We start from the raw sequence: 26,939 nt of genomic DNA, 5'->3' as shown, positions 1-26,939 counted from the left end.
CATCCGAAGCGTGCGCCGGCATCACTCGACCGACAACTGCAGGTTCATCTGCGAACGCGCGGTGTCGCCCGCCGTGTCGCGATCGGCCTGCGACGCCGGTGCGAGACGGGCGCGCTCGATCGCATCGAGGTACTCGGGCGTCACGGCGCCGGTGATGTAGTTGCCGTCGAAGCACGACGCCTCGAAGCCCTCGAGCTTCGGGTTGATGTCGCGCACCGCGCGGCGCAGGTCGTCGACGTCCTGATAGATCAGGTGGTCGGCACCGATGATCTTCGCGACTTCCTCGTCGGTGCGGCCGTGTGCGACCAGCTCGCCGCGCGTCGGCATGTCGATGCCGTACACGTTCGGGAACTTCACGGGCGGCGCCGCCGACGCGAAGATCACCGACTTCGCGCCCGCATCGCGCGCCATCTGCACGATCTCGTGCGAGGTCGTGCCGCGCACGATCGAATCGTCGACGATCAGCACGTGCTTGTCCTTGAACTCGATGCTCATCGCATTGAGCTTCTGGCGCACCGACTTCTTGCGCACGGCCTGGCCCGGCATGATGAAGGTACGGCCGACGTAGCGGTTCTTGAAGAAGCCTTCGCGATACTCGACGCCGAGCTTCGCGGCGACCTGCATCGCTGCCGGACGCGACGAATCGGGAATCGGCATCACGACGTCGATCGGCACGTTCGGCAGCTCGCGCTTGATCTTCTCGGCGAGGTAGTCGCCCATACGCAGGCGCACGTTGTAGACGGGCACGCCGTCGAGGCACGAATCCGGACGCGCAAGATACACGTATTCGAACATGCACGGATTCAGCGTCGGGTTCTCCGCGCACTGCTGGCTGTGGAAGTTGCCGGCCTTGTCGATGAAGATCGCTTCGCCCGGCTGCACGTCGCGCACGAATTCGAAGCCGATGCCTTCGACCGCCACCGACTCCGACGCGACCATCCATTCGGTGCCGTGTTCGGTCTCGAGCTTGCCGATGCAGAGCGGACGGATGCCGAACGGATCGCGGAACGCGACCAGGCCGTAGCCGGCGATCAGCGACACGATCGCGTACGAGCCCTGCAGGCGGCGATGCACGCCCTCGACCGCCTTGAACAGCGCGGCCGGATCGAGTTCGAGGCCCGTCGTCGACAGCTGCAGCTCGTGCGCGAACACGTTGAGCAGCACTTCGCTGTCGGAATTGGTGTTGATGTGCCGGCGGTCGATCCGGAACATCTCGTCCTTCAGCTGTTCCCAGTTCGTCAGGTTGCCGTTGTGCGCGAGGATGATCCCGAACGGCGCGTTCACGTAGAACGGCTGCGCCTCGGCTTCGCTCGACGCCGAGCCGGCCGTCGGATAGCGGACCTGGCCGATGCCGAAGGTGCCGGGCAGGCTGCGCATGTTGCGCGTGCGGAACACGTCGCGCACCATGCCGTTCGCCTTGTACATGTGGAAATTGCTGCCGTCCGCCGTCGCGATGCCCGCTGCGTCCTGACCGCGATGCTGCAGCAGCAGCAGGCTGTCATAGATCAGCTGATTGACGGGGGCTTGGGAGATAACACCTACGATGCCGCACATGGCATGTCCTTCAAGATGACAAAATCGGTTCCGTCCTGCCCGGCCGCGTCGTCACACGCGTACATACTGGGCCATGCCGTCGGGCAGGAGCTGCTTCAGCTCGTGCACGCCCTGTTCGGCGAAAGGACGCAATAGCGCATTGCGCCAGAAATCCTGTTTGGGCAATTCGGTCAGCCCGGCCGCCGCGACCAGCAGCACCACCAGCACGCAGCCGCGGACGAGCCCGAACATCATGCCCAGCGAGCGATCGACCCCGCCGAGGCCCGTCGCCTGCGCGATCCGCGACAACAGCGCGTTCGCGACACCCGCGACGAACACGACGCCGATCACGATCAGCGCGAACGCGATCACCCACTGTGTCAGCGCGCCGCCCGGCCAGTTCGCCGGGATATACGGCACGACCAGTCCGACATAACGGGCGGCGATCGCGATCGCCGCGATCCAGCCGATCAGCCCGAAAATCTCGGAGACGAAACCGCGCCACGCGCCACGCAGCGCAGACAACGCGATCACCGCCAATACAGCGTAGTCGAAAGCCGTCAGCATCGCACGTTACTGCGTGAGTCCGGCTTCGCGCACCTTCGCGATCGCGGCGGACGCCGCCGCGCGATCCGCAAACGGGCCGGCACGCAGCTGGCTAGCCGTGCTGCCGTCCGCCTGCTTGCGATGCTCGACATATGCGGGCACGCCCGCCGATTTCAACTTGGTGGCCCACGAACGGGCCGTTGCGTCGTCCTTGAACGAGCCGAGCTGCACCGCGAAGCGCGCACCGGCCGGCGACGCCGGCGACGATGCGTCGCCGCTGTCGGCCGCGGCGTCGGCGTTCGCGACCGCCGCGGGCGCCGGCTTCGGCGCGGCCGGCTTCGGCGCGGGTGCGGCCGCGGCCGGCTTCGCAGCGGGCTTCGGCGGCGTCACGCTCGCCGTGGTCGTCGAGGGTTCGGGCTTCGCGGCCGGCTTGGCCGTGTCCTTCTCCGCGGGGGCCGGAACGGCCGCCACCGCGGCGTCGGAGGCCGGCGGCTCGTCGTGCGCGACGCCCGCCTGCACGTCGGATGCGTCGTCGTCACGCGGCGCGACCGCCTGATGTGCGGGCCGGTTCGGAATGTCGATCGCGATGTCGTCCGTCACCGGCTTCGGGTGCGAATCGAGCACCATCGGCAGCACGATCACCGCGGCGACGACGAGCGCGATCGCGCCGACGAGGCGCCGGCGGGCGCGTTGCTTTTCAGGAAGGGTCGGATCGAGGAGCAGCGCGTCCGATTCCGGACGCTCGGTGCGGCGCGTGCGCCGCTCGACGCGTTCAGTGCGCTCCGTGCGCACGTTCCGGGAGGCCCCGGTACGACCGCCGCGCCGCGGGGGCGCGTCGTCGTCTTTCTTGCCGAACGAGAAAATTCCCATGAATGGCTGAGTCCGAAACTGCCCTTCAGTCAGTGTTGCTGCGATTTCCGGTAGGCCATCACACCCGCCACCGTATGGAAACTGCCGAAAACCACGATTCTATCATTCTCGGATGCTCTTTTTAGTGCATCGCGAAACGCTTCGGCGGGCGACGCGTACCGCGTCACGCTCGAATCGGCCCCGTCCTCCACGCCGGCCTTGCGCAGCGCGGCTTCGAGCTGCTCCGCGCTCGCCGCGCGCGGCAGCGGCAGGTCGGTCACGCACCAGTGGTCGATCTCGCCCTTCAGGTGCCGCAGCACGCCGTCGATGTCCTTGTCGTGCATCGCGCCGAACACCGCGTACGTGTACGGGAAGAAGCCCATGTTGCCCAGATTCTGCTCGAGCACGGCCGCCGCATGCGGGTTGTGCGCGACGTCCAGCACGATCGCCGGCTTGCCCGGCAGCACCTGGAAGCGCCCCGGCAGCTCGACGTTCGCGAGCCCGAGCCGGATGTCCTGCGCGGACACCGGCAGCACCGGGCGCAGCGCCTCGAGCGCGGCCAGCGCGGCCGATGCATTGATCAGCTGGTTCGCACCGCGCAGCGCCGGGTAAGCGAGCGCCGGATAGCGCTTTTCGCGGCCGAGGTAGCTCCATTGCTGGCGCTCCGCGCCCGGCTGCGCTTCGTAGCGAAAATCGCGGCCGACCAGCCACAGGTCGGCGCCGATCGCTTCGGCATGCTCGACCAGCGTGTTCGGCACCGCGGGATCGCCGCAGATCGCCGGCTTGCCCGCGCGGAAGATGCCCGCCTTCTCGAACGCGATCTTCTCGCGCGTGTCGCCGAGGTATTCGGTATGGTCGATGTCGATGCTCGTGACGATCGCGCAATCGGTATCGATGATGTTGACCGCATCGAGCCGGCCGCCGAGGCCGACTTCGAGGATCACCGCATCGAGCCCGCGCGACGCGAACAGGTGCAGGATCGCGAGCGTCGTGAATTCGAAGTACGTGAGCGACACCGGCTCCGGCAGCGACGTGCGCGCCGCTTCGACGGCTTCGAAGTGCGGCAGCAGCTCGGCGTCGCTGACCTGCTGGCCGTTCACGCGCGCACGCTCGCCGAATTCGAGCAGGTGCGGCGACGTGTGGCAGCCGACCTTGTAGCCCGCGTGAACGAGGATCGCCTCGAGGAACGCGCAGGTCGAACCCTTGCCGTTCGTGCCGCCGACCGTGATCACGGGGCACGCGAATTCGAGTTGCAACGCCGCCTTGACCTGCCCGATGCGGGTGAGGCCCATGTCGATGCCGACCGGGTGCGCGCGTTCGAGATGCGAAAGCCACGCATCGAGAGTGGGAAAAGTGCTCATCGGATCAAATCTGAATCGGTACCGCCACTACGCCAAAAAACGAAACGCGCCGCCCGGCGGTTCAGCCGGGCGACGCGCGCAGTTCACAACGCCGCGCCAATCAGGCCAGCGCGTCGGCCGGCTGTCGCTGCAGCAGCGCGAGCAGTTGCGCGATCTCGTCGCGCATCTTGCGGCGGTCGACGATCATGTCGATCGCGCCCGTCTTCAGCAGGAATTCCGCGCGCTGGAAGCCTTCCGGCAGCTTTTCGCGAACCGTCTGCTCGATCACGCGCGGGCCGGCGAAGCCGATCAGCGCCTTCGGCTCGGCGATCACGACGTCGCCGAGGAACGCGAAGCTCGCCGACACGCCGCCCATCGTCGGGTCGGTCAGCACCGAAATGAACGGCAGCTTGGCTTCGGCCAGCTTGGTCAGCATCGCGGTGGTCTTGGCCATCTGCATCAGCGACAGCAGGCTTTCCTGCATCCGGGCGCCACCCGAAGCGGTAAAGCAGATGAACGGCACCTGCTGCTCCAGCGCGTTCTGCGCGCCGCGCGCGAAGCGCTCGCCGACGACCGAGCCCATCGAGCCGCCCATGAACGAGAACTCGAAGCAGGCCGCGACGACGGGCAGCGTGTGGATCGCACCGCCCATCACGACCATCGCGTCGGTCTCGCCCGTCTCGTCCATCGCTTCCTTCAAACGATCGGGGTACTTGCGGCTGTCCTTGAACTTCAGCGAGTCGACCGGCACGATTTCCTGGCCGATTTCATAGCGGCCTTCCGGATCCAGCAGCCCGTCGAGGCGCTCGCGCGCGCCGATGCGCATGTGGTGATCGCACTTCGGGCACACGTGCAGGTTCGCGTCCACGTCGTTGCGGTACAGCACGGCCTCGCAGGACGGGCACTTGACCCACAGGCCTTCCGGAATGCCCTTGCGGCTTTTCGGGTCGGTCTGCTTGATCTTCGGCGGCAACAGTTTGTCGAGCCAGCTCATCGTATGGTTTCCTGTTCCGTGGCGGGGCGGGCCGACCGGCCCGTTCCCGCTTCCTGTGTTGTGTTTATCGCGCCGTGTTGCCGGCGCCGTCCAGGGCGGCGCGCAGCTCGGCGATGAACGTCTTCAGCGCGGCGGCGGCGCCCTCCGGCGCGGCGCTCTCGAGCAGCTGCACCAGGCGGCTGCCGATCACGACGGCGTCCGACACTTCGGCCACCGCGCGCGCCGTTTCGGCGTCGCGGATGCCGAAGCCGACGCCCACCGGAACCGGCACGCGCGACTTGATGGCCGGGATTTTACCCGCAATGCTCGAAACATCCAGATTTCCGGCGCCGGTCACGCCCTTGAGCGACACGTAGTACACGTAGCCGCTCGCGATCTTGCCCACGTCCGCGATGCGTTCGTCGGTCGACGTCGGCGCGAGCAGGAAGATCGGATCGATCTGCGCGGCACGCATTTTCTCGGCGAACACGCCCGCTTCCTCGGGCGGATAGTCGACGACGAGCACGCCGTCGACGCCGGCCGCCTGCGCTTCGGCCGCGAACGCGTCGACGCCCATCCGCTCGATCGGGTTCGCATAGCCCATCAGCACGACGGGGGTTTTCTGGTCGGTCTCGCGGAAGCGCTTCACGTCGGCGAGCACGCTCTTCAGCGTGACGCCGCGCGCAAGCGCGCGTTCCGACGAGCGCTGGATCACGGGGCCGTCGGCCATCGGGTCCGAGAACGGCACGCCGAGCTCGATCACGTCGGCGCCGCCTTCGGCGAGCGCGTGCATGAATTCGACGGTCTTCGCGGGATCGGGGTCGCCGGCCGTGATGAACGGGATCAGGCCCTTGCGGCCTTGTTCGGCGAGTGCGGCGAAGGTCTGCTGGATACGGGAGGACATGGCAATTTTCCTTGATGCGATCGGCGACTCGGCGGCGCGACTCACGCGCACGCCGGCGCGGCGAGCGCGCTCACGCGCTCGCGCGCGATCGCGCAATAACTTTCGTTGATCTCGTAGCCGACGAAGTCGCGCCCCTGCCGTGCGCAGGCCACCGCGGTCGTGCCGCTGCCCATGAACGGATCGAGCACGCGGCCGCCCGGCGGGCAGCTTGCGAGCACCATCCGCTCGATGATTTCCAGCGGCTTCTGGGTCGGATGATCGACGCGCTCCGCGTGCTGCCGGTGCAGGCGCGAGACCGACCAGACGTCCTTCGGGTTGTAGCCCATCTCCAGCCACTTGCTGCCTTCGAACAGCTTGCGCGAGCGGGCCTTCTTCGTGTCGGCGTCGTACGGGATGCGGACCGGATCGAGATCGAAGTAATACGCTTTGGAAACCGCGAAAAAGCCGATGTTGTCGTGCACCGACGTGAAACGGCGCGTCGTGCCGCCCATGCTCGGCACGCGCCGGTCCCAGATGATCTCGTTGATCATCGTGAGCCTCGTCTTCAGGAAGCTGAAGATTTCCGGCGCGTACTGCCACGTGCAGAAGATGTACATCGACCCGCTCGGCTTGAGCTTCGGAATCGCGAGCTCGAGCCACTCGCGCGTCCACGCGAGGAAATCGTCGCCCGAACGCTTGTCCGAGTCGTTGCCGTAGTCCTTGCCGAGCCCGTACGGCGGATCGGCGACGATCAGGTCGATCGACGCATCCGGCAGGCGCGCGGCTTCGGTCATGAAATCGCGGTTGTGCAGCTCGATCCCGGACGGCCGTGCGCGCGGCACGGCGACGGCAGGCTGCACCGCCTCCGCTTCGCTCGCGGCGCCGCCGCCCGGTTGTTCGATCAGGTCACGCATCGGTCGGGGTCAGAGCGCGATGCCCGATCGCTCGGCGACCGTGTGCATGTCCTTGTCGCCGCGGCCCGACAGGTTGACGAGCAGGATCTTGTCCTTCGGCAGCGTCGGCGCGAGCTTCACGCCGTACGCGATCGCGTGGCTCGACTCGAGCGCGGGGATGATCCCCTCGATCCGGCAGCAGTCGTGGAACGCCTTCAGCGCCTCGTCGTCGGTGATCGGCACGTACTGCGCGCGGCCGCTGTCCTTCAGCCATGCGTGCTCGGGGCCGACGCCCGGATAGTCGAGGCCGGCCGACACCGAATGCGTCTCGATGATCTGGCCGTTGTCGTCCTGCAGCAGGTACGTGCGGTTGCCGTGCAGCACGCCGGGGCTGCCGGCGATCAGCGACGCCGCGTGACGGCCGGTGTCGAGGCCGTCGCCGGCCGCTTCGACGCCGATCAGCTGCACCGACGTGTCGTCGATGTACGGATAGAAGATGCCCATCGCGTTCGAGCCGCCGCCGACGCACGCAATCACCGCGTCCGGCTGCCGGCCGGCGAGTTCCGGCATCTGCACCTTGCACTCGTCGCCGATCACGCGCTGGAAGTCGCGCACCATCGCCGGATACGGGTGCGGGCCCGCGACCGTGCCGATGATGTAGAACGTGCTTTCGATGTTCGTGACCCAGTCGCGCATCGCTTCGTTCAGCGCATCCTTCAGCGTGCGCGAACCCGATTCGACCGGCACGACCGTCGCGCCGAGCAGCTTCATCCGGTAGACGTTCGCGGCCTGGCGGCGCACGTCCTCGGCGCCCATGTAGACGATGCACTCCATGCCGAAGCGCGCGCAGATCGTCGCCGTCGCGACGCCGTGCTGGCCGGCGCCGGTCTCGGCGATCACGCGCTTCTTGCCCATCCGCTTCGCGAGCAGCGCCTGGCCGATCACGTTGTTGATCTTGTGCGCGCCGGTGTGGTTCAGGTCCTCGCGCTTCAGGTAGATCTGCGCGCCGCCGAGCGTCTCGCTCCAGCGCTGCGCGTGATAGATCGGCGACGGGCGGCCGACGAAATACTTCAGCTCGCGCTCGTACTCGGCGACGAAATCGGGGTCGTTCCGGAATTTTTCATACGCCGTGCGCAGTTCGTCCAGCGCGTGAATCAGCGTTTCGGCGACGAACACGCCGCCATACGGGCCGAAGTGGCCGCGATCATCAGGAAGGTTGTACATGGTGTCACTCTCGATCGGTCGGTGCGCCCGCTGTCGGGGCCGCACCTTCTTGCATCACCCGGCGTCCGCTTCGCGCACCGCGCGTACGAACGCCGCCATTCGGGCATGATCCTTCACGCCCTTCGCGCCCTCCACTTCGATGCCACTCGAGACATCGACAGCAAACGGACGCAACTGGCGGATCGCATCACCGACGTTTTGCGCGTTCAAGCCACCACTCAAAACGGCCCGATGCGCGAGCTCTGCGGGAATAAGTGACCAATCGAAGACCTTGCCGCTACCGCCGTAATCCGGCACCAGGGTGTCGAACAGGAGGCCGCGCGCTTTCGAATAATGAAGAGCCGATTCTACCAAATCGGCCGGCTGCGTCGAGGGGCCGACGCGCACCGCGCGCAACCACGGCAGGCGCGCCGCGCGGCCGAGGGCGTCGCACTGCTCGGGCGTCTCGTCGCCGTGCAATTGCAGCATCGTGAGCGGCACGTCGCGCACGACCGCCTCGATCTCGGCTTCGGTCGCGTTCACGAACAGCCCGACCACCGACACGAACGGCGGCGCGAGGCTCGCGAGTTCGGCCGCCTGCGCGATCGACACCGCGCGCGGGCTCTTCGGATAGAACACGAGGCCGATCGCGTCGGCGCCGAGCGCGGCGGCATGCAGCACGTCCTCGGGGCGCGACAGACCGCACAGCTTGATGCGCGTGCGCGGCGCGAGGCCGGCCGCGGCGGAGGTCGAAGAAGACACGGCGTGATCCGTCATGGTTGTGGGTCCAGGTCGGCCCAGACGCTGCTCCACGGCACGCTGCCGAGCTGCGCGGGCGGGACGGCGAATTCCGCCGGGTAGCCGACATGGGCGAGGTACAGCCCGTCGGCCATGAACGTGGGCGCCGCGAGATTGCGATCGCGCCCGGCCAGCACGTCGGCGAGCCAGTCGGCCGGATAGCGGCCGCGCCCCACCGCGACGAGGCAGCCCATCAGGTTGCGCACCATGTGGTGCAGGAACGCGTTCGCGCGGAAGCGGAAATGAATGAAGTGGCCCGCGCGCCGCACGTCGATCTGGTACAGGTGTTTGACCGGCGTCTTCGACTGGCATTCCGACGACCGGAACGACGAGAAGTCGTGCTCGCCGATCAGATGCGCGGCGGCCGCGCGCATCGCGTCGTCGTCGAGCGGCGTGTGGATCCAGCCCGCGCGGCCGGCCAGCATCGGCGAGCGCACGGGATGCACGTACAGCGCATAGTAGTACGTGCGTTCGAACGCCGAGAAACGCGCGTGGAACGCGTCCGGCATCGGCTTCGCCCACTGCACGGACACGGTCGGCGGCAGAAATGCGTTGGTGCCGCGCACCCACGAGAAATCCGCGCGATCGAGCTCCGTATCGAAATGCACGACCTGTCCGAGCCCGTGCACGCCCGTGTCGGTCCGCCCCGCGACCGTCGTGTGCAGCGGCACGCATGCGAACGCGCCGAGTGCGCGCTCGAGCGCATCCTGCACGGTCTTGCCGTGCGGCTGCGCCTGCCAGCCGCAGAACGCGGCGCCGTCGTACTGAATCCCGAGCGCGATACGCATCACGCCTCTTCCGCGAGTTTCGCGAGCAGCGCACGCGCATCGTCACGCGTCGCGGCGTCGTTCGCGTCGACCACTTCCTGCAGCAGCGTGCGCGCGCCGGACAGGTCGCCCAGCTGCACGTACTCCGACGCGAGATCCAGCTTGTTGCGGGCGATGCGGGCGAGTTCTTCCGGCGTCAGCGCGGGCAGCACGGCACCCGGCGCGGACGGCAGGTCGAGATCGAAATCCAGCTTCAGCGCGCCGAACTGCGCGACGCCGAGCGGCGGCAGCGACGACGGCGCGGCGGCACCGCCCGCGTGAGAGGCAGGCGTTGCCGCGTCCGGATCCCAGTCGAACTCGTCGTCGTGGTCGGCCGGATGTTCCGGGGACGGATCGGTCGCGCCGACTGGCGGGTGTGTGGCGGACTGACCGTTAGTTGCGATTTGCGCACCTTCGGCTTGCCCTTCGCGTGCGGGCGGCTCATCGGCCGTACGCGGCGGCAGCGGCATGTCGAGGCTGTTGAGCGCGCTGATCGCGTTCTGCATCAGCGCTGCGTGCTGGGCGTCGTTCGTCGCAGGTGCGGCGGGCGTGACGAGCGGCTCGTCCGCGGCCGGTTCCGCGACAGGCTTCTCGTCGTGCGGGGCCGGCGTTGCGTCGCTGTCGGGTGCGATGCGCGCGGCCGATGCTTCCGCCTGAACGTCGTGCGGCTTCGCCGTTTCCGACGGCGACGGGATTTCGGGTTCGTGCGTCTCGAACGTCTCCGCCGCTGCGGCGGCGGCCGTGACCAGACTCAGATCGGCGGCCGCGTCGCGGGCCAACGGCGTCTCGGGGAGAATCGGCGGCACTGGCTCCGTGGATGCGACCGGCGACGACGATGCACCGCCGTCGGCAACAGCCGTCCCGCCGGATGCCTGTGCGGTTTCGTCGGTCGGCCGCGCTTTCCGGCGCTTGCGCCACGCAAAACCGGCCGCCAGCACGACCACGGCGGCGCCGGCCGCTGCGGCCGGACGCCAGTCGATCTGTTCCGAACCGCGTGCAGGCACAGCGGTCGCCGCCGGCACGGCCGGCTGCACGGGCGCCGATGCCGGCTGCACCGCACTCGCGGCCACGCCGGACGCCGCTTCGCTCGCAGCCGACGACGACGCGGCAGCTGACGCCGCCGCATCATTCGCGCCGTTCGTGCCGTTCGTGCCGTTCGTGCCGTTCGCGCCGTTCGTGCCGTTCGCAGCGGGACGCGGCGCAGCGGGCGCCGGCGCCGTTGCAACGTTGTTCGTGGCGGCCGGCTTCCCGATCCCGTGCTTCTGCAGTTCCATCAGCACGCGGTTCTTCAGCGCGAGCAATTGCTGCAGGCTCGACGGCCGCGGCTGCGACGCACCCGCGACGGGCGCTGCTGCAGACGGTTCGTGCATCCCTTGAGCTGCACCGCCCGGTCCGGACTGCATCACGGCTTCGCTCGCGGACGACGGTGCAGACTGGATCGCGCCGTTCCACACGTGCGGCCCGCTTGCGCCGGCCGCAGCCGCGGGCGACTGGACGGATTCGACCGTCGACGCGCCATGCGCGGCGGACGCGCCGCTCGAAGCCGACGCTCCTGCCGCCACCCCGGCTGCGACCGTGACGCTCGCCCCGCTGACCGGCGCCGTATGCGCGGCCGATACGGCCGGCGCGGCTTGCACGGCCGACCCAGGATGCGGCGCCGACGCGCCATGCTGCGTGACCGCCGCCGTGCTCGACACGGCAACCGGCGCGGACGCAGCCGACGCCCCCGACGCAGCAGCCGGCACGAGCGCCGCGCCGGTCGCATCGAGCGCCGGCACCGTCAGCGTCGCGCCGACTTTCAGGCGGCTCGGGTCGTGCTTCATGAACGCCTGCGGATTGGCGTCGAACAGCGCGCGGCCGGCGCGCGCGAGCACGCCCGGATCGTGCGATTGCGTCGCGGCTTTCGCGAGGTCGTTCAACGATTGGCCCGGCTGGACCGTCACGTTGAGCGGCGCGGCACCGCCGGCGGCGGACGCCGGCAGCTCGCCGGAACCGGCCGCCCAGGCCGAAGCGGCCGCGCCGAGCGCCAGGATCGCCAGCGCGCCACGCACGGCGCGCGCCAGACGGGACTGACGCGGAAACAAGGAAATTCGGGACATCGTAGGCTCTATCGCCGCGCGCGGGCGCGGCTCGGATTCGCGTAGGGAAGCGTCAATAAAGTCGCCGCAGAAATGCAAAAGCGTCGCGCAGAACGCGACGCTTTGGGCGGCTCTGCGCGTCGTAACCGCATAGTTTACTTCACACGATCGCGTTCCGGCCGAATTCGTCGCCTGCGGATGCGGCCGTCCGCGCCTGCGCCGCGACCTTACGGCCGACCGCGTCGGGCCGTCGGTGCGCGAATCGCGCGAAGGCATCGCCGATCCGGGCACTGAATCGCACGCGCCGGTTTTGTCAAAAGAGGATCATCAATCGATGAAAAACCGGACGACGGCATCGGGTTCCGGAATTCGGCCCCTCCTTGTACTTCGCGTCGCATCGATTCCTCGTGCCAAAGGATGGCGATGCAGGAAAAGCCCCGGCCGCGCGAGCGGTTCGGGACTTCCGCGCAATGGGCGGTCCGCACAAGACCTGACGCCGGACAAAAAAAACGCCTGCCACCCCGCGAAGGGCTGGCAGGCGTTTCGCGTCACGCGCGCACTGCGCGCGGCGCGGCCCGACTTACTTGTCGAGCAGGATGCGCAGCATGCGGCGCAGCGGCTCGGCCGCGCCCCACAGCAGCTGGTCGCCGACCGTGAACGCCGACAGGTATTCGCCACCCATCGCGAGCTTGCGCAGGCGACCGACCGGCACCGTCAGCGTGCCGGTGATCTTCGCCGGCGACAGGTCGCGCATCGACGCTTCGCGCTCGTTCGGCACGACCTTCACCCAGTCGTTCGCCGACGCGAGGATGCCGTTGATTTCGTCGAGCGGGACGTCCTTCTTCAGCTTGATCGTCAGCGCCTGCGAGTGGCAGCGCATTGCGCCGATCCGCACGCACAGGCCGTCGACCGGGATCGAACCCGGCTCGCCCATGGCCGGCTTGCCGAGGATCTTGTTGGTTTCCGCGCCGCCCTTCCACTCTTCCTTGGACATCCCGTTGCCGAGATCCTTGTCGATCCACGGGATCAGCGAGCCGGCGAGCGGCACGCCGAAGTGGCTCGTCGGCATCGCGTCGCTGTTCATCGTCGCGAGCACGCGGCGGTCGATGTCGAGAATCGCGGAAGCCGGATCGGCGAGTTGTTCCTGCACCGAACCGTGCAGCGTGCCCATCTGCGACAGCAGTTCACGCATGTTCTGCGCGCCCGCGCCCGATGCGGCCTGGTAGGTCATCGCCGTCATCCAGTCGACGAGGTTCTCGCGGAACAGGCCGCCGAGCGCCATCAGCATCAGGCTGACCGTGCAGTTGCCGCCGACGAAGTTCTTCGTGCCCTTGACGAGCGCGTCCTTGATCACGTCGAGGTTGACCGGATCGAGGATGATGACCGCGTCGTCGTTCATCCGCAGCGACGAGGCCGCATCGATCCAGTAGCCGTTCCAGCCGGCCGCGCGCAGCTTCGGGAACACGTCGTTCGTGTAGTCGCCGCCCTGGCACGTGATGATCACGTCGCACTTCTTCAGCTCGTCGACGTTGGTCGCGTCCTTGAGCGTAGTCTCGTTTTTCGCGAACGACGGCGCCTTGCCGCCCGTGTTGCTGGTGCTGAAAAACACCGGTTCGATCAGGTCGAAATCACCTTCTTCCTGCATGCGCTGCATCAGCACGCTGCCGACCATGCCGCGCCAACCTACGAGACCTACGTTCATGACTAACCCTTTGCTTGAATGGAGCTTCCCCGCCATTTCCGTCCCCGCGTGACCGCGCGGGGAAACAGGCGGGCACGACGGCGATCAGCGTTTAATGATCGTTTTCGTGGTAATGGTTTTCGTGATGACGATGGCGCGCGTACCCACACGGGCAGTGTTGCCGTGGAGTTTCAGGACCGGGGAGATCAGGGAAATCAGCGCCATCGTTCGAGTCTACACAAAGCCGGTTGCCCGCACAACGGCCAACCGCGCGCGAACCGGCCGATTTCGCGGCCCGTTCGCGCCCTTTTCCATCTTGACTGCCTGTTGCCTTGCTGCGCGCTTACAGCGCGGCGACCACCGCGTCGCCCATCGCCGCCGTGCCGACCTGCTGGCAGCCCGGCGTCGCGATGTCGCCGGTGCGATAGCCTTGTTCGAGCACCGTTTTCACGGCGCGCTCGATGCGATCGGCCTGCTCCGCGCGATTCAGCGAGTAGCGCAGCAGCATCGCGGCCGACAGGATCGTCGCCAGCGGATTCGCGATGCCCTTGCCCGCGATGTCCGGCGCCGAACCGTGCGACGGCTCATACAGACCCTTGTTGTTCTTGTCGAGCGACGCCGACGGCAGCATGCCGATCGAGCCCGTCAGCATCGACGCTTCATCCGACAGGATGTCGCCGAACATGTTGCCGGTCACGATCACGTCGAACTGCTTCGGCGCCTTCGCGAGCTGCATCGCCGCGTTGTCGACGTACATGTGCGACAGCTCGACGTCCGCGTATTCCTTCGACACGTCGATCATGATGTCGCGCCAGAACTGCGACGTCTCCAGCACGTTCGACTTGTCGACGGACAGCAGCTTCTTCGCGCGCTTTTGCGCGGCCTGGAACGCGACGTGTGCGATGCGGCGCACTTCCGGTTCCGAGTAGCGCATCGTGTCGAAGCCTTCGCGCGCGCCGGCGAACGGGCCGTCCGGTGCCGCGCGCACGCCACGCGGCTGGCCGAAGTAGATGTCGCCGTTCAGTTCGCGCACGATCAGGATGTCGAGGCCCGCGACCAGTTCCGGCTTCAGCGGCGACGCATCGACGAGCTGCGGATAGCAGATCGCCGGACGGAAGTTCGCGAACAGCTCGAGATGCTTGCGCAGCCCGAGGATCGCCTGCTCGGGGCGCAGCGCGCGCTCGAGCGAGTCGTACTTCCAGTCGCCGACCGAGCCGAACAGGATCGCGTCGGCTTCCTTCGCGAGTTTCAGCGTCGCGTCCGGCAGCGGATGACCGCTCGCCTCGTAGCCCGCGCCGCCAACCGGCGCCTGCTCGAGCTCGAACTTCTCGTCGAGGGCGTTCAGCACCTTGACCGCTTCGTTGACGATTTCCGGACCGATGCCGTCGCCGGGCAGCACTGCAATCTTCATGCGTTATTCCTGACTGGATAGGTATGGGTGGCAGGTCGGCGGGCGCGCGTCATGCGCGCCCGCCCGGAGGCAATCTCAGCCGACCAGCTTGTTGTTGAGCCACGGCTGCTTCGCGAGCCGCTCGGCTTCGAACTGGCGGATCTTGTCCGCGTGGCGCAGCGTGAGGCCGATGTCGTCGAAACCGTTCAGCAGGCAATACTTGCGGAACGCGGTGATGTCGAACGCATACTCGCGGCCGTCGCCCGTGCGCACGACCTGCGCATCGAGGTCGATCGTCAGCTGATAGCCGTTGAACGCATACGTGTCGTTGAACAGGTGATCGACCTGCTGCTCGGTCAGCACGATCGGCAGCAGCCCGTTCTTGTAGCAGTTGTTGAAGAAGATGTCGGCGAAGCTCGGCGCGATGATCGCGCGGAAGCCGTACTGCTGCAGCGCCCACGGCGCGTGCTCGCGCGAGCTGCCGCAGCCGAAGTTCTTGCGTGCCAGCAGCACCGATGCGCCCTGGTAGCGCGGCTGGTTCAGCACGAAGTCCGGGTTCAGCGGGCGCTTCGAGTTGTCCTGGCCCGGCTCGCCGTGGTCGAGGTAACGCCATTCGTCGAACGCGTTCGGACCGAAGCCCGTGCGCTTGATCGACTTCAGGAACTGCTTCGGGATGATCGCGTCGGTGTCGACGTTCTCGCGATCGAGCGGCGCCACGACGCCGGTATGTACAGTGAATTTTTCCATGATCCGTCTACCCGGTTGGAGGGCCGGCAGTCAGCCGGCGCACATCGACAAATTCTCGGTGGGCGTCAGTCCGCGGCGCGCTGCAGCGCATTGCCGGCGGCGTTGACGTCCTGACCGAAGCCTCGGACGGTATTGCAGCCCGCGAGGCCGAAGCCCAGCCCCGCGAGCGCCAGCGCGGCCACCAGCCGCGCGATGAGCTTCGATGCCGTCACGCGTTACCCCAGCTGGCGAATGTCGACGAAATGGCCTTCGATCGCCGCCGCCGCCGCCATCGCGGGGCTCACGAGGTGCGTGCGACCGCCCGCGCCTTGCCGGCCTTCGAAGTTGCGGTTCGACGTCGACGCGCAGCGCTCGCCCGGCTCGAGCCGGTCGGCGTTCATCGCGAGGCACATCGAGCAGCCCGGCTCGCGCCATTCGAAGCCCGCGTCGGTGAACACCTTGTCGAGCCCTTCGCGCTCGGCCTGCGCCTTCACGAGGCCCGAGCCCGGCACGACCATCGCGAGCCGCACGTTCGACGCAATGCGGCGGTTCAGCTTCTTCACGACGTAGGCGGCCGCGCGGATATCTTCGATGCGCGCGTTCGTGCACGAACCGATGAAGATCTTGTCGACCTTGATCGACTCGATCGGCGTGTTCGGCTCGAGCGCCATGTAGGCCAGCGCGCGTTCCATCGCGTCGCGCTTGACCGGATCCTTCTCGCGCTCGGGGTCCGGCACGCGACCGTCGATCGACGTGACCATTTCCGGCGACGTGCCCCACGTGACCTGCGGGACGATCTCGGCCGCGTTCAGCTCGACGACGCGGTCGAACTGCGCGCCTTCGTCGGACTTGAACTCGCGCCAGTACTCGACGGCCTGGTTCCATTCCGCGCCGGTCGGCACGAACGGACGACCCTTCAGGTAATCGATCGTCGTGTCGTCGACCGCGACCATGCCCGCACGCGCGCCGGCTTCGATCGCCATGTTGCAGACGGTCATCCGGCCTTCCATCGTCAGCGCGCGGATCGTCGAGCCGCCGAATTCGATCGCGTAGCCCGTGCCGCCGGCCGTGCCGATCTTGCCGATGATCGCGAGCACGATGTCCTTCGCGGTACAGCCGCGCGGCAGCGTGCCCTCGACCTTCACGAGCATGTTCTTGCTCTTTTTCTGCAGCAAGGTTTGCGTCGCGAGCACGTGCTCGACTTCCGACGTGCCGATGCCGTGCGCGAGCGCGCCGAACGCACCGTGCGTCGACGTGTGCGAGTCGCCGCAGACGATCGTCATGCCCGGCAGCGTCGCGCCCTGCTCCGGCCCGATGATGTGCACGATGCCCTGACGCACGTCGTTCATCTTGAACTGCGTGATGCCGAACGCATCGCAGTTCGCGTCGAGCGTGTCGACCTGCAGCTTCGAGACCGGATCGGCGATGCCGTGGCTGCGATCCGTGGTCGGGACGTTGTGGTCCGACACGGCCAGGTTCGCGCTGATGCGCCACACCGGGCGGTGCGCGACGTTCAGCCCTTCGAACGCCTGCGGGCTCGTGACTTCGTGCAGCAGCTGACGGTCGATGTAGAGCAATGCCGTGCCGTCGTCCTCGGTGTGGACGACGTGGGTATTCCACAGTTTGTCGTAGAGAGTCTGTGCCATGGGTATGCGGGGTCGTTGTGACTACAAGCCTTGCGGATGCGGTCGATTATGCCACGCAGAACGCGCCGCGGCGCGGGCACGGCGCGAAAAAACCCATTAAAAACAGTGGTTTGGCTGGTAGTGTCAATACCTGTATCGGCATTACCAGCCAAACGGGGAACGTCAGCCGTTCGGGTATTCGCGGTTGATCAGCGCGAGCCGCAGCATGCCGAGCTGCACGCCCGCGCTGCTCAGCAGGTAGAGATCGCGACGCCGCAATGCAGGCAATTGCGCGGCGCTGTCGTAGAACACCGGCAGCGTCAGTCCGGCCGGCACCGCGGCCTGCATCCCCGCAGCGCTCGACACGCGCACGGCGAGCGACGCCTGATCCCGATGCGTGACGATGCCGACCTTGCCGAGCGCCGCGGCCGAGCCGGCCTGCCGGACGATCGCGGCGACGACGCCGTCGGGGGTCGGGATCGGGCTGCCGGCGGCCGGTGCCCGCGTCGCGATCGACGTCACGCCGGCCGTCAGTCCGTACTTCGACGCGAGCACGCTCGCGACTTCCTGCTGCGCGTAAATCGGCGCCGCGGCCTTTTGCCGAAGCTGGAACACCGCATCGGCGATCGCCTCGTTCACCGGGCCCGGGACGGGCGCGGCACCGGACGCGCCCGCGCGGCTGCCGAAGCCGAACGCGGCGATCGTGTTGATGGCGGCCGCATCGACGCCCGGCGGCGTCCATGAGAACAACGTGTCGAGCAGGTAGCCGGTCTCGTCGGCCGCGGTCGCGCGATCGTTCAGTTCGTCGGTCAGCTTGCCGAGCATCTGGCGCTGGAGTTCCGCATCGGACACGGGGGCACTGCTCGCGCGCACGGGCGCGACGGCGGCGCACGATGCAGCGAGCAGCGAAGAGGAAGCGAGGAAATGGCGGCGGGTCGTCATGGTCATGAGATTCGAGTGGAGAGCGGCAGGCGTCAGCCCTTCGGAAACGCCTGCATCGTCGCGGCGATCGCGCGGGTCAGCATCTGCGCGTACATGTCGTGCACGAGGTAGAGGCTGCGGTTGCGCGTCCACGGCTGGCCCGATTGCGGGTCGTACACGGTCGGGAGCGGCACCTCGGCGACGGCGGCCGCCTTCATGCCCGCCTGCTGCGAGGTCTGGATGCAGCGCTTCGCATGGTCGCGATGGCCGACCACCGCGACGGTGCCCATCGCAGCCGCACCGCCCGCACGCGTAACCGCCTCGGCCGCGACGCCGGCCGTGCTCAGGTACACGATCGTGCCGTCGCTCGCGATCACCGGTTCGACCGACGACAGCACGTCGGCGCCCATCCCGTATTTCGACACGAGAAAGCGCGCGATTTCCCACTGCGCGTAGACCTTGACCGGCTTCAGCTGGCGGATGCGGTACACGACGTCCGCGAGCGCTTCGTTGACGGGCCCCGGATCGGGCAGCGCGGACTGGTTGCCGCCCGTGCTCGACGTGTTGCCGCTCGCGGCGTTCGGGCGATTGCCGAAGCTGTACGCGACGATCGCGCCGATCTGCGCGGCCGGCACCGTCGGCAGGTCCCAGGTGAAGCCGACATCGGTCAGCGCGGGCAGGATCGCGTCGACCGTCGCCGCATCGCCGAGCTGCGCGTTCAGCTTCGCGGACATCTGCGCGGCCAGCGCCGCATCGGTGAGCGGCGCCGATGCGACGTCGTCGCCACCGCATGCGCTCAATAGCGGCGCCGCTGCGATGCCGGGTGCGGCGGCAAGGAATTTTCTGCGTGAAGCAGTCGATGCATTCGAATTCATAAGAAATGCGAAACAATGCGAATCGCATGCGGCGGCATGGCGCGGCGGTGCAATTCGCGGGGTCACGGGAAATGGCAATCTGGCGAATCGCGGAGATCCGCGACGGGCGGCAGCGTCGAAGCGTGAAACGCAGCACGACGCTCCGTCGATTGACGATGCGCGATCGTAGTGCGCGTTTATTAAATTGCGGTGAAGCTGTCGCACGCATGCCGACGATCGCCGCGCCGTTTCACCGGCGGACCGATTCGTTTCATCGGTGGTGAGATCGTGTGCCGCCGTTTCATCGATGGCGCGCGACGCGATTCGCAGGCAGGGTCGCGCACCGCCGGCCGAGCTGCGGATTTCGCGCTACGATGGTGCAACCCGCATGCCCTCGTTCCCACGATCCGCACCCCGGAGCCCACGACGATGAAGCTCGGCATCAACGAATCGCTCGCCCGCCTCGACGATGAAGGCACGCTGTTCACCACGCTGTTTCGACACGGCACGCTCGACATCGAGCTGTACCGGCCGCGCGGCGAGGATCTGCAGACGCCGCACACGCGCGACGAGGTCTACGTGATCGCCGCCGGCACGTCGCGGTTCGTCGTGGACGGACGCGAATGCGGCGTCGCGACGGGCGACGTGCTGTTCGTCCCCGCATTCGCGTCGCACCGCTTCGTCGGCTTCTCCGACGACTTCTCGGCCTGGGTGTTCTTCTACGGCCCGGAAGGCGGCGAAGGTGGAGAACGCGGCGCATGACGTCCGGCGGGCACCACACTTCCCGCACGATCTCCTAGACTGTCTATTCGCAACGGGCGGCGCGCGACCGCCCTTCCCGCCATCACGATGCTGGCATCGCCCGACGCATCGACCGGACAGGAGCACTGCATGCGATACGAACTCTATTACTGGCCCGAAATCCAGGGCCGCGGCGAGTACGTGCGGCTCGCGCTCGAAGCGGCCGAGGCCGACTACGTCGACGTCGCGCGCGAATCGGGGCGCGGCATGGGCGTGTCGGCGATGATGCGGCTGATGGACAGCACGAAGGCCGAATGCGTGCCGTTCGCGCCGCCGTTCCTGAAGGCCGGCGACATGGTCGTCGGGCAGGCCGCGAACATCCTGCTGTTTCTCGGCGCGCGGCTCGGGCTCGCGCCCGACGACGAAGCCGGCCGGCTGTGGGTGCATCAGCTTCAGTTGACCGTCGCCGATTTCGTCACCGAGATCCACGACACGCATCACCCGATCGGCAGCGGCCTTTACTACGAGGACCAGAAGGCCGAAGCCGCCGAGCGAGCGGCAGATTTTCTCGAACACCGGCTGCCGAAATTCCTCGGCTACTTCGATCGCGTGCTCGCGCAGAATCCGCACAAAGGCGGGCACATCGCCGGCAGCGCGCTCAGTTACGTGGATCTGTCGATCTTCCAGCTGATCGAAGGCCTGCGCTACGCGTTCCCGAAGGCGATGAAGCGCGAGGAACGCAAGGTCGCGGGGCTCGTCGGGCTGCACGACCGCGTCGCGGCGCATCCGCCCGTCGCGCGCTATCTCGAGTCGGAACGCCGCATCCCGTTCAACGACATGGGCATCTTCCGGCACTACCCGGAGCTGGACAAGTAGCGGAGCCACGCCTCCCGCGTGGGTGGATTTCATGAAGGCGCAGCGGCAGCACGCGCGCTGAACGCGTGCTGCCGCTGCGCGTCGTCACGCCTGCTTCACCGGAGCCGGCCGCGTTGCGCGAGCCGGCCCCGTCGCCGCGCATGCGCCGCGTCACGCTCAGTGCGGCTGACCGTGCCGCGCGACCGCCGCAGCGACGGCCTCGACCGAGCGCGTGAGCCACGGCCCGATCTCCATCTCCTCGTAGCGCACGAGCCGGCTCTTGCGCACGCGACGATACGCCCACCAGATCGCGACGAACAGCGGGATCCACACATAGATCGACAGCACTTCCATCCAGTCGACGCGGGCGGCGAAGAACGCCTGGTAATCCTGCCCGAGCGAGATCACGATGCAGATCGCGATCGCGAACAGCGGCCCGAACGGGAACCACTTCGCGCGATACGGCAGCTGCTCGAGCCGGTAGCCCTGTTTCAGAAAGCCCTTGCGGAACCGGTAGTGGCAAACGGCGATGCCGAGCCACGCGATGAAGCCGGTGATGCCGACCGTATTGAGCAGCCACAGATAGATGCTCTGGTTGTTGGTCAGCGACGTGAGGAAGCACAGCCCGCCCACCGCCATCGTCGCGTACAGCGCGTTGCGCGGCACGCCGCCCGGCGACAGCGTCGCGAACATCGCGGGCGCACGGCCTTCCGCCGCGAGGTTGTACAGCATCCGCGTGGCCGCATACGTGCCCGAGTTGCCGGCCGACAGCACGGCCGTCAGGATCACGAGGTTCATCGCGCCCGCGGCGAGCGGAAAGCCCGCATGGCTGAACACGAGCGTGAACGGGCTGACGCCTATATCGGTCACGTCGCTCTTGAGCAGGTTCGGATCGGTGTACGGCACCAGCAGGCCGATCACGAAGATCGCGAGCACGTAGAACAGCATGATGCGCCAGAAGATCTGCTTCACCGCGCGCGGGATCGTCTTGCGCGGGTTTTCCGATTCGCCCGCCGTGATCCCGACCAGCTCGGTTCCGAGGAACGAGAAGCCCGCGATCAGCGCGACGCTCATCATCGCATGCACGCCGCCCACGAACGGCGCGTCGCCGGTCCTGAAGTTGCGCCAGCCGACCGGCTGCCCGTTGCCGAGCAGGCCGGCCGCTATCAGCAAGCCCGCCGCGATGAACGCGATCACGGTGACGACCTTGATCAGCGAGAACCAGTATTCGGATTCCCCGAAACCGCGCACGGACAGCGTGTTCAGCAGGAAGATCAGTACCAGGAACCCGGCGCCCCACCACACGCCCGGCACCGCCGGAAACCAGTAGCGCATCACGATCTGCGCGGCGACCAGCTCGATCGCGATCGTCACGGCCCAGCTGTACCAGTAGGTCCAGCCGAGCGCGACGCCGAAGCCTTCGTCGACATACTTTTCGCCGTAGATCGCGAACGAGCCCGACACCGGCATCAGCGCGGCCATCTCGCCGAGCCCGGTGACGACGAAGTAGACCATCAGCCCGATCGCGATATACGCGGCGATCGCCCCGCCCGGCCCCGCCTGCGCGACCGACGCGCCCGACGCGACGAACAACCCCGTGCCGATCGAGCCGCCGATCGCGATCATCGCGATGTGGCGGCTCTGCAGCCGGCGCTTGAGCGCCGTTCCGGACGGCGCGGCCGTCTGCGCTGCCGCTTGCAAAGCATCCATAGTGTTCACCCTGTTGGATTCGGGCCGCTCGAATTGATTCGGAATACCAATCGATCGGCCCGGTTATTCGCGTCAAAAAACGGTCCTGCCGCCGGGTCGCGCGTCCGATGCCGGTGGCCCGGACGCGCACGGCCGCGTCAGACGACGCTGCGCTTGATCGCCTGCAGCTCGGCCGTCGTCACGATCTTCTCGATCCGGAACCGCGGGCTTTCCAGCCACGCGTTCGCGATCCGCCGGTATTCGTCGAGATCCTCGCACGCGAGCCGCACGAGAAAATCGAACGTGCCGCTGACGAGCCAGCAATCGAGCACGGCCGGATTGGCCCGCATCTCGTCCTCGAACGGCGCCTGCGAACGCCCGTGGTCGGCCAGCACGATCTGCGCGATCACGACGATCGGCTTGGTCGCGCGCGGCGCCTTGATCACCGCGCGGTAGCCTTCGATCACGCCGAGCGCCTCGAGCCGTTCCACGCGCGCCTGGCAGGGCCTCGGCGTGAGGTTCACGAGCTCGGACAGCTTCCGGTAGGAAATCCGCCCGTCGGTACGCAGGATGTCGAGGATCCGGAGATCGATCTTGTCGAGCTGCATCTTCTTGTCAGTCATCCGCGTTCGCTCCGGTCGGGTCGTGGCTGGTGCGCGGAGCGTCTCCTCCGGTTCCGCGCGGGGGCCACATTATCCGGCCGAAGCGGCCGCGCGCCAATCGGCTAGAACCGCAGCGACAGGCAGGTCAGGCCGCCGTCCATCTTGCGGAACTCGCTCGTGTCGATCACGTGCAGCGGCATCCCGAGCGACTGAATCGCGTCGTGCACGCGCGGATAGCCGGCCGGCGTGATCAGCGTGCCGTTCACGCGCAGCGTGTTGCCGGCGTATTCGTCGGCGGCCGAGATCGCGATGCGGCGATAGTCGGCGAACGCCGGATGCGCAGCCAGCGCCTCGGTCACGAGCAGCGTGTCGTCGCCGAGCGCGTTGACGACCGATTTCAGATGCAGCCCCGCGCCGACCGGCACCGCGACGACCGAATAGCCGTAGCGCGCCACCAGCGACTCGAATGCGGCGATGCCCTCGGCATCGGTGCGGCCCGTCAGGCCGATGTAGAAGCGCTTGCCGACCTGCATCACGTCGCCGCCGTCGAGACGGCCTTCCTGCATCGGCAGCAGGTCGCGATGCGCGGCGAGCGCCGCTTCGATGTGCACCGTCTCGCCGCGCCGCGCGGGTGCGCCGGGACGCGTGATCACCGCGAATTCGGGCGTGACGACGGCGACGTCCTCGACGAAGTGCGAATCGGGAAACGCGTCCAGCGGCGGCAGCTCGGTCAGCTCGACGCCGAGCCCGCGCAGCGCGTCGCAGTACGCGTGGAACTGCGTGAGCGTCTTGTCGTAGTCGGGCGCGCCGAGCGCGGCGGTGGTGAGACCCGCGCCGCAGGACGGCGCGGGACGGCGAACGATCGCTTGCGTGAATTGCATCGACTCCTCCATGGTCACGCTGCCCCCGTGCGGCGCACGGGGCAGCTGCGTTGTGTCCGGACCATTATCGGAAGCCAAATTGCGCAATTCGCGTCGAATTCGGGCGCGCCCGCAGCCGATCGCGTCGAATTGCAGGCAGGATGCAGCCGATTCGGCAGACGGCCGACGGGCGCGGCGCAAACGGCCGTTCCGCGCGGTGCGGATGCGGCCGATGCATGCGGCGTCCGTCATGCGCCGACGGGCGCGAACCCCATTTGCGCACGGCCCAGCGGCGTGAGATCGCCCTCGCCGCCGCGTCCGTCGAAGTCGATCTCGAAATGATCGGCCGGGAAATCCGGCGGGCTGTCGCCGCGCAGGAACGCGAGCCGCTGGCGCTGCAGGTACGCGTCGTTCTTCGCGCACCCGGGCGCGGCCGGGATGTACATCACGTTGCTGTCGCCGCTGCCGCGATGCGCATCCTCGACCGCATGCACGACGTCGCCGTGCCAGAACACCGCGTCGCCCGGCTCCATGTGCGGGATCGGCACCAGCGCGTCGAGCAGCAGCGCGTGCCATGCGGGCAGGATCGACAGCGCGCGGCCCGGACGCGCGCCGCACAGGTCGTCGTCGGCGACGTCGTCCTGCAGCGCGCGCAGCACGACATACGCCATCGCGTTCGCGACCGGAATCAGCTGCAGGGTGCCGTCGCCGGGCCCCTGCGGCGTCAGCGCGGTCCAGCCCTGGAACGTGCGGAACATCGAGCACACGGCCGGCGACGGGATCTCCTCGACGTCGGGGCGGAACGCCGCGTCGAACGGATCGTAAGCGCGCCAGCGGCCGGCCAGCACGTGACGATAGACCTGCCGGAAATTCGCGCCGAGCCAGCGTTCGACAGAGCCGCCGTCGACATGCGGCGACAGCCCGAGCGACGTCGAACCCGGCGGCCGGCGGCGGATCCGGTCGGCGTAGGCCGGCACCTGGTCCGGGTCGAAATGCCTGCGCGCGCCGTCGGCATGACGCCACAGGCGGTTCAGGAACACGCGCGCCTGCGTGAGGGCCGGCGACTGCCGCGCGGCCACCTGCGGCTTCGACCAGTAGACGCCGTAGATCTGCGGCTTGCCCGATGCGAGATTGCCGAAGTAGCGGTCCTCGGCGCGTGCATGCAGCCGCTCGGCGAAGCGGTTCGCATCCAGATAGGCGCCGATCTCGTCGTTCCAGTCGCGCGCCTGCTGCGCGTCGAACACGCCGCGGATCACCGCGGCGCCGTGCGTGCGGATCGCGGCGATCGCCTGCGGATCGACGGTGCCGTTCGCGATATCCGCGAATCGCAATACCGGGATCACGTCGCGGCCGTGCGCGTGCGCGCGACGGATCGCGTCGACCTGCCGCGCGATATCGCCCTCCAGTTCGCGGAACGTGGCCGCGTAACCGGGCAGATCGGTGCGCAGCGCCCTTTTCGCCATGCGGATCGCAACCGGCAGATCGTCAATCGTCAGGTGCATCGTCGTCTCCTCGCTGAATCGTGTGGTGATGAGCATTCAGCGTACGGCGGACGCATCGCCGCCATCGACACTATCCGGCCAACTATCGATACAATCCTGACAAACCGCTCGCTACTCCGGACGATGGCAGACCACGCACAGCTTGTTGCCGTCCGGGTCGCGGAAATACGCGCCGTAGTAGTCGGGGTGATAGTGCGGCCGCAGGCCCGGCGGCCCTTCGCAGGCGCCGCCCTGCTGCAGCGCGAGCGCGTGGCAGCGGTCGACCTGCGCACGCGTCGGCGCGTCGAATGCGATCGTATGGCCGTTGCCGGGTTCGGGCGCGCGGCCGTCGAGCGGCCGGCCGAAGAAGAACAGCGGCCGGTCGGTGTCGGCCGGCATCCAGCCCGACCAGCCGTCCGGCTCGCTGAACTTCAGCCGCAGCCCGAGTTCCGCGAACAGCGGCGCGTAGAAGTCGTACGCGCGCGCGGTATCGCTGACGCCCACGCAAACATGTGAAAACATGGCATCGCTCCGTCGTGACGATCGATCACGATCATGCCACGGCGCGCTGCCCGCCCTCGCCCGGAGGCCGCGATGAAACCGCAGTACGAGCACGTGACGTTCGCCCCCGGCTGTTCGATCCGCGTGTACCACCGCCAGCTCGCACGCATTCCGTTCGAATGGCACCGTCATCCCGAGTACGAACTGACGCTGACGCTGAACAGCCGCGGCCAGCGCTTCATCGGCGATCACGTCGCGCGCTATGCGGACGACGATCTGGTGCTCGTGCCGCCCAACCTGCCGCATACGTGGTCGTCGAATGCGCGCATCGATCGCGCGGCGCCGGAAGTCGCGCTCGTCGTCTGGTTCGACGGTGACTGGGCACGACGCGTGGCCGACTGCTGCCCCGAGTACGCGCCGCTGCGCTCGCTGCTGCGGCGCGCGGCGCCCGGCCTCGCATTCGACGCCGATACGGCCCGTGCGATGCGCGCGCGGCTGCCGCAGTTGCTCGACCCTTCGCCGCGCATTCGCCTCGCGGCCGCACTCGACACGCTCACCGATCTCGCGGACGCCGGCGGCGAACCGCTCGCCACCGCGCAGGCCTACGATCAACCCGATGCAGCGTCGCCGTCCGCGAACGCCGCCGCGCCCGAAGCCGAGCGGCTCGATCGCGTGCTCGACGCGATCGACCGGCAGTTCCACGAGCCGCTGCGCGTCGATGCGCTCGCGGCCGTCGCGCACATGTCCGAACGCACGCTGCAGCGGTTGTTCGTACGGCACCTCGGCGAAAGCGTCGGCCGCTACGTGCAGCGGCTGCGGCTCGCGCATGCGTGCCGCCATCTGGTCGGCACCGACTGGCCGATCGCGACGGTCGCCGCGCGCTGCGGCATTCCGAACGCCGCGAACTTCAACCGCCAGTTCCTCGCCGCGCGCGGGATGACGCCCGGAGCATACCGGCAGTTCTTCGCGCAATACGGCCACGCGCCCGACAGCGACACCGACTCGCCGCCGCTCGACGCACGCCCGCCGTCGCTGGAACGCCGCGCCGGCTCGGGCCAGCGTCGGCCGCGCAAATGAAAACACCCCGGCGGGATGTCCCACCGGGGTGTCG

Annotated in this window: 27 protein-coding genes; 3 read left to right on the top strand and 24 right to left on the bottom strand. The window is 67.9% G+C overall.

The features are described 5' to 3' along the window. Nucleotides 1-21 precede the first annotated feature (21 nt). The 19 genes from purF to U4012_RS16625 all read right to left on the bottom strand — a co-directional run bounded on the left by purF (nucleotide 22) and on the right by U4012_RS16625 (nucleotide 19,120). Entirely contained in the window at nucleotides 22-1,554 is a 1,533-nt protein-coding gene (gene purF / locus U4012_RS16715; RefSeq protein ID WP_044843824.1) for an amidophosphoribosyltransferase, read from the bottom strand. A 51-nt stretch (nucleotides 1,555-1,605) separates the two neighbouring features. After that, complete coding sequence (locus U4012_RS16710; protein WP_044843823.1) at nucleotides 1,606-2,100, bottom strand: CvpA family protein; 495 nt, start codon at nucleotides 2,098-2,100, stop codon at nucleotides 1,606-1,608. A 6-nt stretch (nucleotides 2,101-2,106) separates the two neighbouring features. Continuing rightward, the gene (locus U4012_RS16705) at nucleotides 2,107-2,949 is read right to left on the bottom strand and encodes an SPOR domain-containing protein (RefSeq protein WP_124521346.1); all 843 of its coding nucleotides are present in this window, start codon (nucleotides 2,947-2,949) and stop codon (nucleotides 2,107-2,109) included. Between the two features lie 29 nt (nucleotides 2,950-2,978). Next, nucleotides 2,979-4,289, bottom strand: a complete 1,311-nt coding sequence (folC, locus tag U4012_RS16700; RefSeq protein ID WP_321800025.1) for a bifunctional tetrahydrofolate synthase/dihydrofolate synthase — start codon at nucleotides 4,287-4,289, stop codon at nucleotides 2,979-2,981. Between the two features lie 100 nt (nucleotides 4,290-4,389). After that, a complete protein-coding gene (gene accD, locus U4012_RS16695) occupies nucleotides 4,390-5,262 on the bottom strand; it encodes an acetyl-CoA carboxylase, carboxyltransferase subunit beta (RefSeq protein ID WP_044843820.1) in 873 nt (290 codons plus the stop codon). Between the two features lie 64 nt (nucleotides 5,263-5,326). Then, on the bottom strand, nucleotides 5,327-6,145 hold the full coding sequence (gene trpA / locus U4012_RS16690) for a tryptophan synthase subunit alpha (RefSeq protein WP_044843819.1): 819 nt from the start codon (nucleotides 6,143-6,145) through the stop codon (nucleotides 5,327-5,329). 41 nt (nucleotides 6,146-6,186) lie between these two features. Then, on the bottom strand, nucleotides 6,187-7,038 hold the full coding sequence (locus U4012_RS16685; protein ID WP_321800022.1) for a site-specific DNA-methyltransferase: 852 nt from the start codon (nucleotides 7,036-7,038) through the stop codon (nucleotides 6,187-6,189). Nucleotides 7,039-7,047: 9 nt separating this feature from the next. Continuing rightward, nucleotides 7,048-8,241 (bottom strand): tryptophan synthase subunit beta, encoded by a 1,194-nt coding sequence (gene trpB, locus U4012_RS16680; protein ID WP_124659974.1) that lies wholly within the window; start codon nucleotides 8,239-8,241, stop codon nucleotides 7,048-7,050. Nucleotides 8,242-8,295: 54 nt separating this feature from the next. Beyond that, a complete protein-coding gene (locus tag U4012_RS16675; RefSeq protein ID WP_044843816.1) occupies nucleotides 8,296-8,997 on the bottom strand; it encodes a phosphoribosylanthranilate isomerase in 702 nt (233 codons plus the stop codon). Further along, nucleotides 8,994-9,806, bottom strand: a complete 813-nt coding sequence (gene truA, locus U4012_RS16670; RefSeq protein ID WP_185500371.1) for a tRNA pseudouridine(38-40) synthase TruA — start codon at nucleotides 9,804-9,806, stop codon at nucleotides 8,994-8,996. Before truA ends, U4012_RS16675 begins: the two co-directional genes overlap by 4 nt. Beyond that, complete coding sequence (locus U4012_RS16665) at nucleotides 9,806-11,923, bottom strand: FimV/HubP family polar landmark protein (protein WP_321800172.1); 2,118 nt, start codon at nucleotides 11,921-11,923, stop codon at nucleotides 9,806-9,808. The genes truA and U4012_RS16665 overlap by 1 nt, the downstream gene beginning before the upstream one ends. A gap of 559 nt (nucleotides 11,924-12,482) precedes the next feature. Further along, complete coding sequence (gene asd / locus U4012_RS16660; protein ID WP_057923940.1) at nucleotides 12,483-13,604, bottom strand: aspartate-semialdehyde dehydrogenase; 1,122 nt, start codon at nucleotides 13,602-13,604, stop codon at nucleotides 12,483-12,485. A gap of 84 nt (nucleotides 13,605-13,688) precedes the next feature. Then, nucleotides 13,689-13,808 carry a 3-isopropylmalate dehydrogenase gene (locus U4012_RS16655; protein ID WP_124628490.1) on the bottom strand — a complete coding sequence of 40 codons (120 nt, stop codon included), beginning with the start codon at nucleotides 13,806-13,808 and terminating at the stop codon, nucleotides 13,689-13,691. Nucleotides 13,809-13,926: 118 nt separating this feature from the next. Beyond that, nucleotides 13,927-14,994, bottom strand: coding sequence for a 3-isopropylmalate dehydrogenase (gene leuB, locus U4012_RS16650; RefSeq protein WP_321800014.1), 1,068 nt, complete (start codon nucleotides 14,992-14,994; stop codon nucleotides 13,927-13,929). A 75-nt stretch (nucleotides 14,995-15,069) separates the two neighbouring features. Further along, complete coding sequence (gene leuD / locus U4012_RS16645) at nucleotides 15,070-15,720, bottom strand: 3-isopropylmalate dehydratase small subunit (protein WP_044843811.1); 651 nt, start codon at nucleotides 15,718-15,720, stop codon at nucleotides 15,070-15,072. Between the two features lie 65 nt (nucleotides 15,721-15,785). Beyond that, entirely contained in the window at nucleotides 15,786-15,932 is a 147-nt protein-coding gene (locus U4012_RS16640; RefSeq protein ID WP_011658379.1) for an entericidin A/B family lipoprotein, read from the bottom strand. A 3-nt stretch (nucleotides 15,933-15,935) separates the two neighbouring features. Beyond that, nucleotides 15,936-17,345: a 3-isopropylmalate dehydratase large subunit gene (gene leuC / locus U4012_RS16635; protein ID WP_044843810.1), complete on the bottom strand. Its 1,410-nt coding sequence runs from the start codon at nucleotides 17,343-17,345 to the stop codon at nucleotides 15,936-15,938. A gap of 162 nt (nucleotides 17,346-17,507) precedes the next feature. Beyond that, the gene (locus U4012_RS16630; RefSeq protein ID WP_321800170.1) at nucleotides 17,508-18,266 is read right to left on the bottom strand and encodes a Tat pathway signal protein; all 759 of its coding nucleotides are present in this window, start codon (nucleotides 18,264-18,266) and stop codon (nucleotides 17,508-17,510) included. Nucleotides 18,267-18,298: 32 nt separating this feature from the next. Then, the gene (locus U4012_RS16625) at nucleotides 18,299-19,120 is read right to left on the bottom strand and encodes a hypothetical protein (RefSeq protein WP_321800011.1); all 822 of its coding nucleotides are present in this window, start codon (nucleotides 19,118-19,120) and stop codon (nucleotides 18,299-18,301) included. Nucleotides 19,121-19,528: 408 nt separating this feature from the next. Here U4012_RS16625 and U4012_RS16620 point away from each other — a divergent pair, with 408 nt between their 5' ends. Together U4012_RS16620 and U4012_RS16615 are read left to right on the top strand one after the other, a co-directional pair. Beyond that, complete coding sequence (locus tag U4012_RS16620) at nucleotides 19,529-19,861, top strand: cupin domain-containing protein (protein ID WP_321800009.1); 333 nt, start codon at nucleotides 19,529-19,531, stop codon at nucleotides 19,859-19,861. 129 nt (nucleotides 19,862-19,990) lie between these two features. Beyond that, nucleotides 19,991-20,716 carry a glutathione S-transferase gene (locus U4012_RS16615; RefSeq protein WP_124521907.1) on the top strand — a complete coding sequence of 242 codons (726 nt, stop codon included), beginning with the start codon at nucleotides 19,991-19,993 and terminating at the stop codon, nucleotides 20,714-20,716. Between the two features lie 156 nt (nucleotides 20,717-20,872). On the opposite strand, the gene U4012_RS16610 is transcribed toward U4012_RS16615, so the two are convergent. The 5 genes from U4012_RS16610 to U4012_RS16590 all read right to left on the bottom strand — a co-directional run bounded on the left by U4012_RS16610 (nucleotide 20,873) and on the right by U4012_RS16590 (nucleotide 25,849). Then, nucleotides 20,873-22,405, bottom strand: coding sequence for an amino acid permease (locus U4012_RS16610; protein ID WP_321800005.1), 1,533 nt, complete (start codon nucleotides 22,403-22,405; stop codon nucleotides 20,873-20,875). A gap of 137 nt (nucleotides 22,406-22,542) precedes the next feature. Beyond that, the gene (locus U4012_RS16605; RefSeq protein ID WP_044843805.1) at nucleotides 22,543-23,007 is read right to left on the bottom strand and encodes an Lrp/AsnC family transcriptional regulator; all 465 of its coding nucleotides are present in this window, start codon (nucleotides 23,005-23,007) and stop codon (nucleotides 22,543-22,545) included. Between the two features lie 101 nt (nucleotides 23,008-23,108). After that, nucleotides 23,109-23,867, bottom strand: a complete 759-nt coding sequence (locus U4012_RS16600) for a dimethylarginine dimethylaminohydrolase family protein (protein WP_044843999.1) — start codon at nucleotides 23,865-23,867, stop codon at nucleotides 23,109-23,111. Nucleotides 23,868-24,094: 227 nt separating this feature from the next. Then, a complete protein-coding gene (locus U4012_RS16595; protein ID WP_321800002.1) occupies nucleotides 24,095-25,348 on the bottom strand; it encodes a DUF1479 domain-containing protein in 1,254 nt (417 codons plus the stop codon). 111 nt (nucleotides 25,349-25,459) lie between these two features. Further along, nucleotides 25,460-25,849, bottom strand: coding sequence for a VOC family protein (locus tag U4012_RS16590; protein ID WP_044843804.1), 390 nt, complete (start codon nucleotides 25,847-25,849; stop codon nucleotides 25,460-25,462). Nucleotides 25,850-25,921: 72 nt separating this feature from the next. Here U4012_RS16590 and U4012_RS16585 point away from each other — a divergent pair, with 72 nt between their 5' ends. Beyond that, entirely contained in the window at nucleotides 25,922-26,905 is a 984-nt protein-coding gene (locus tag U4012_RS16585; protein WP_321799999.1) for an AraC family transcriptional regulator, read from the top strand. The last annotated feature ends 34 nt before the right edge of the window (nucleotides 26,906-26,939 follow it).

The organism is Burkholderia sp. BCC1988, assembly GCF_905339895.1.
In the GTDB taxonomy this organism is placed as follows: Bacteria; Pseudomonadota; Gammaproteobacteria; order Burkholderiales; family Burkholderiaceae; genus Burkholderia.
The sequence above is the reverse complement of the archived record's forward strand: the minus strand, read 5'-3'. Positions and strand labels throughout refer to the sequence as shown.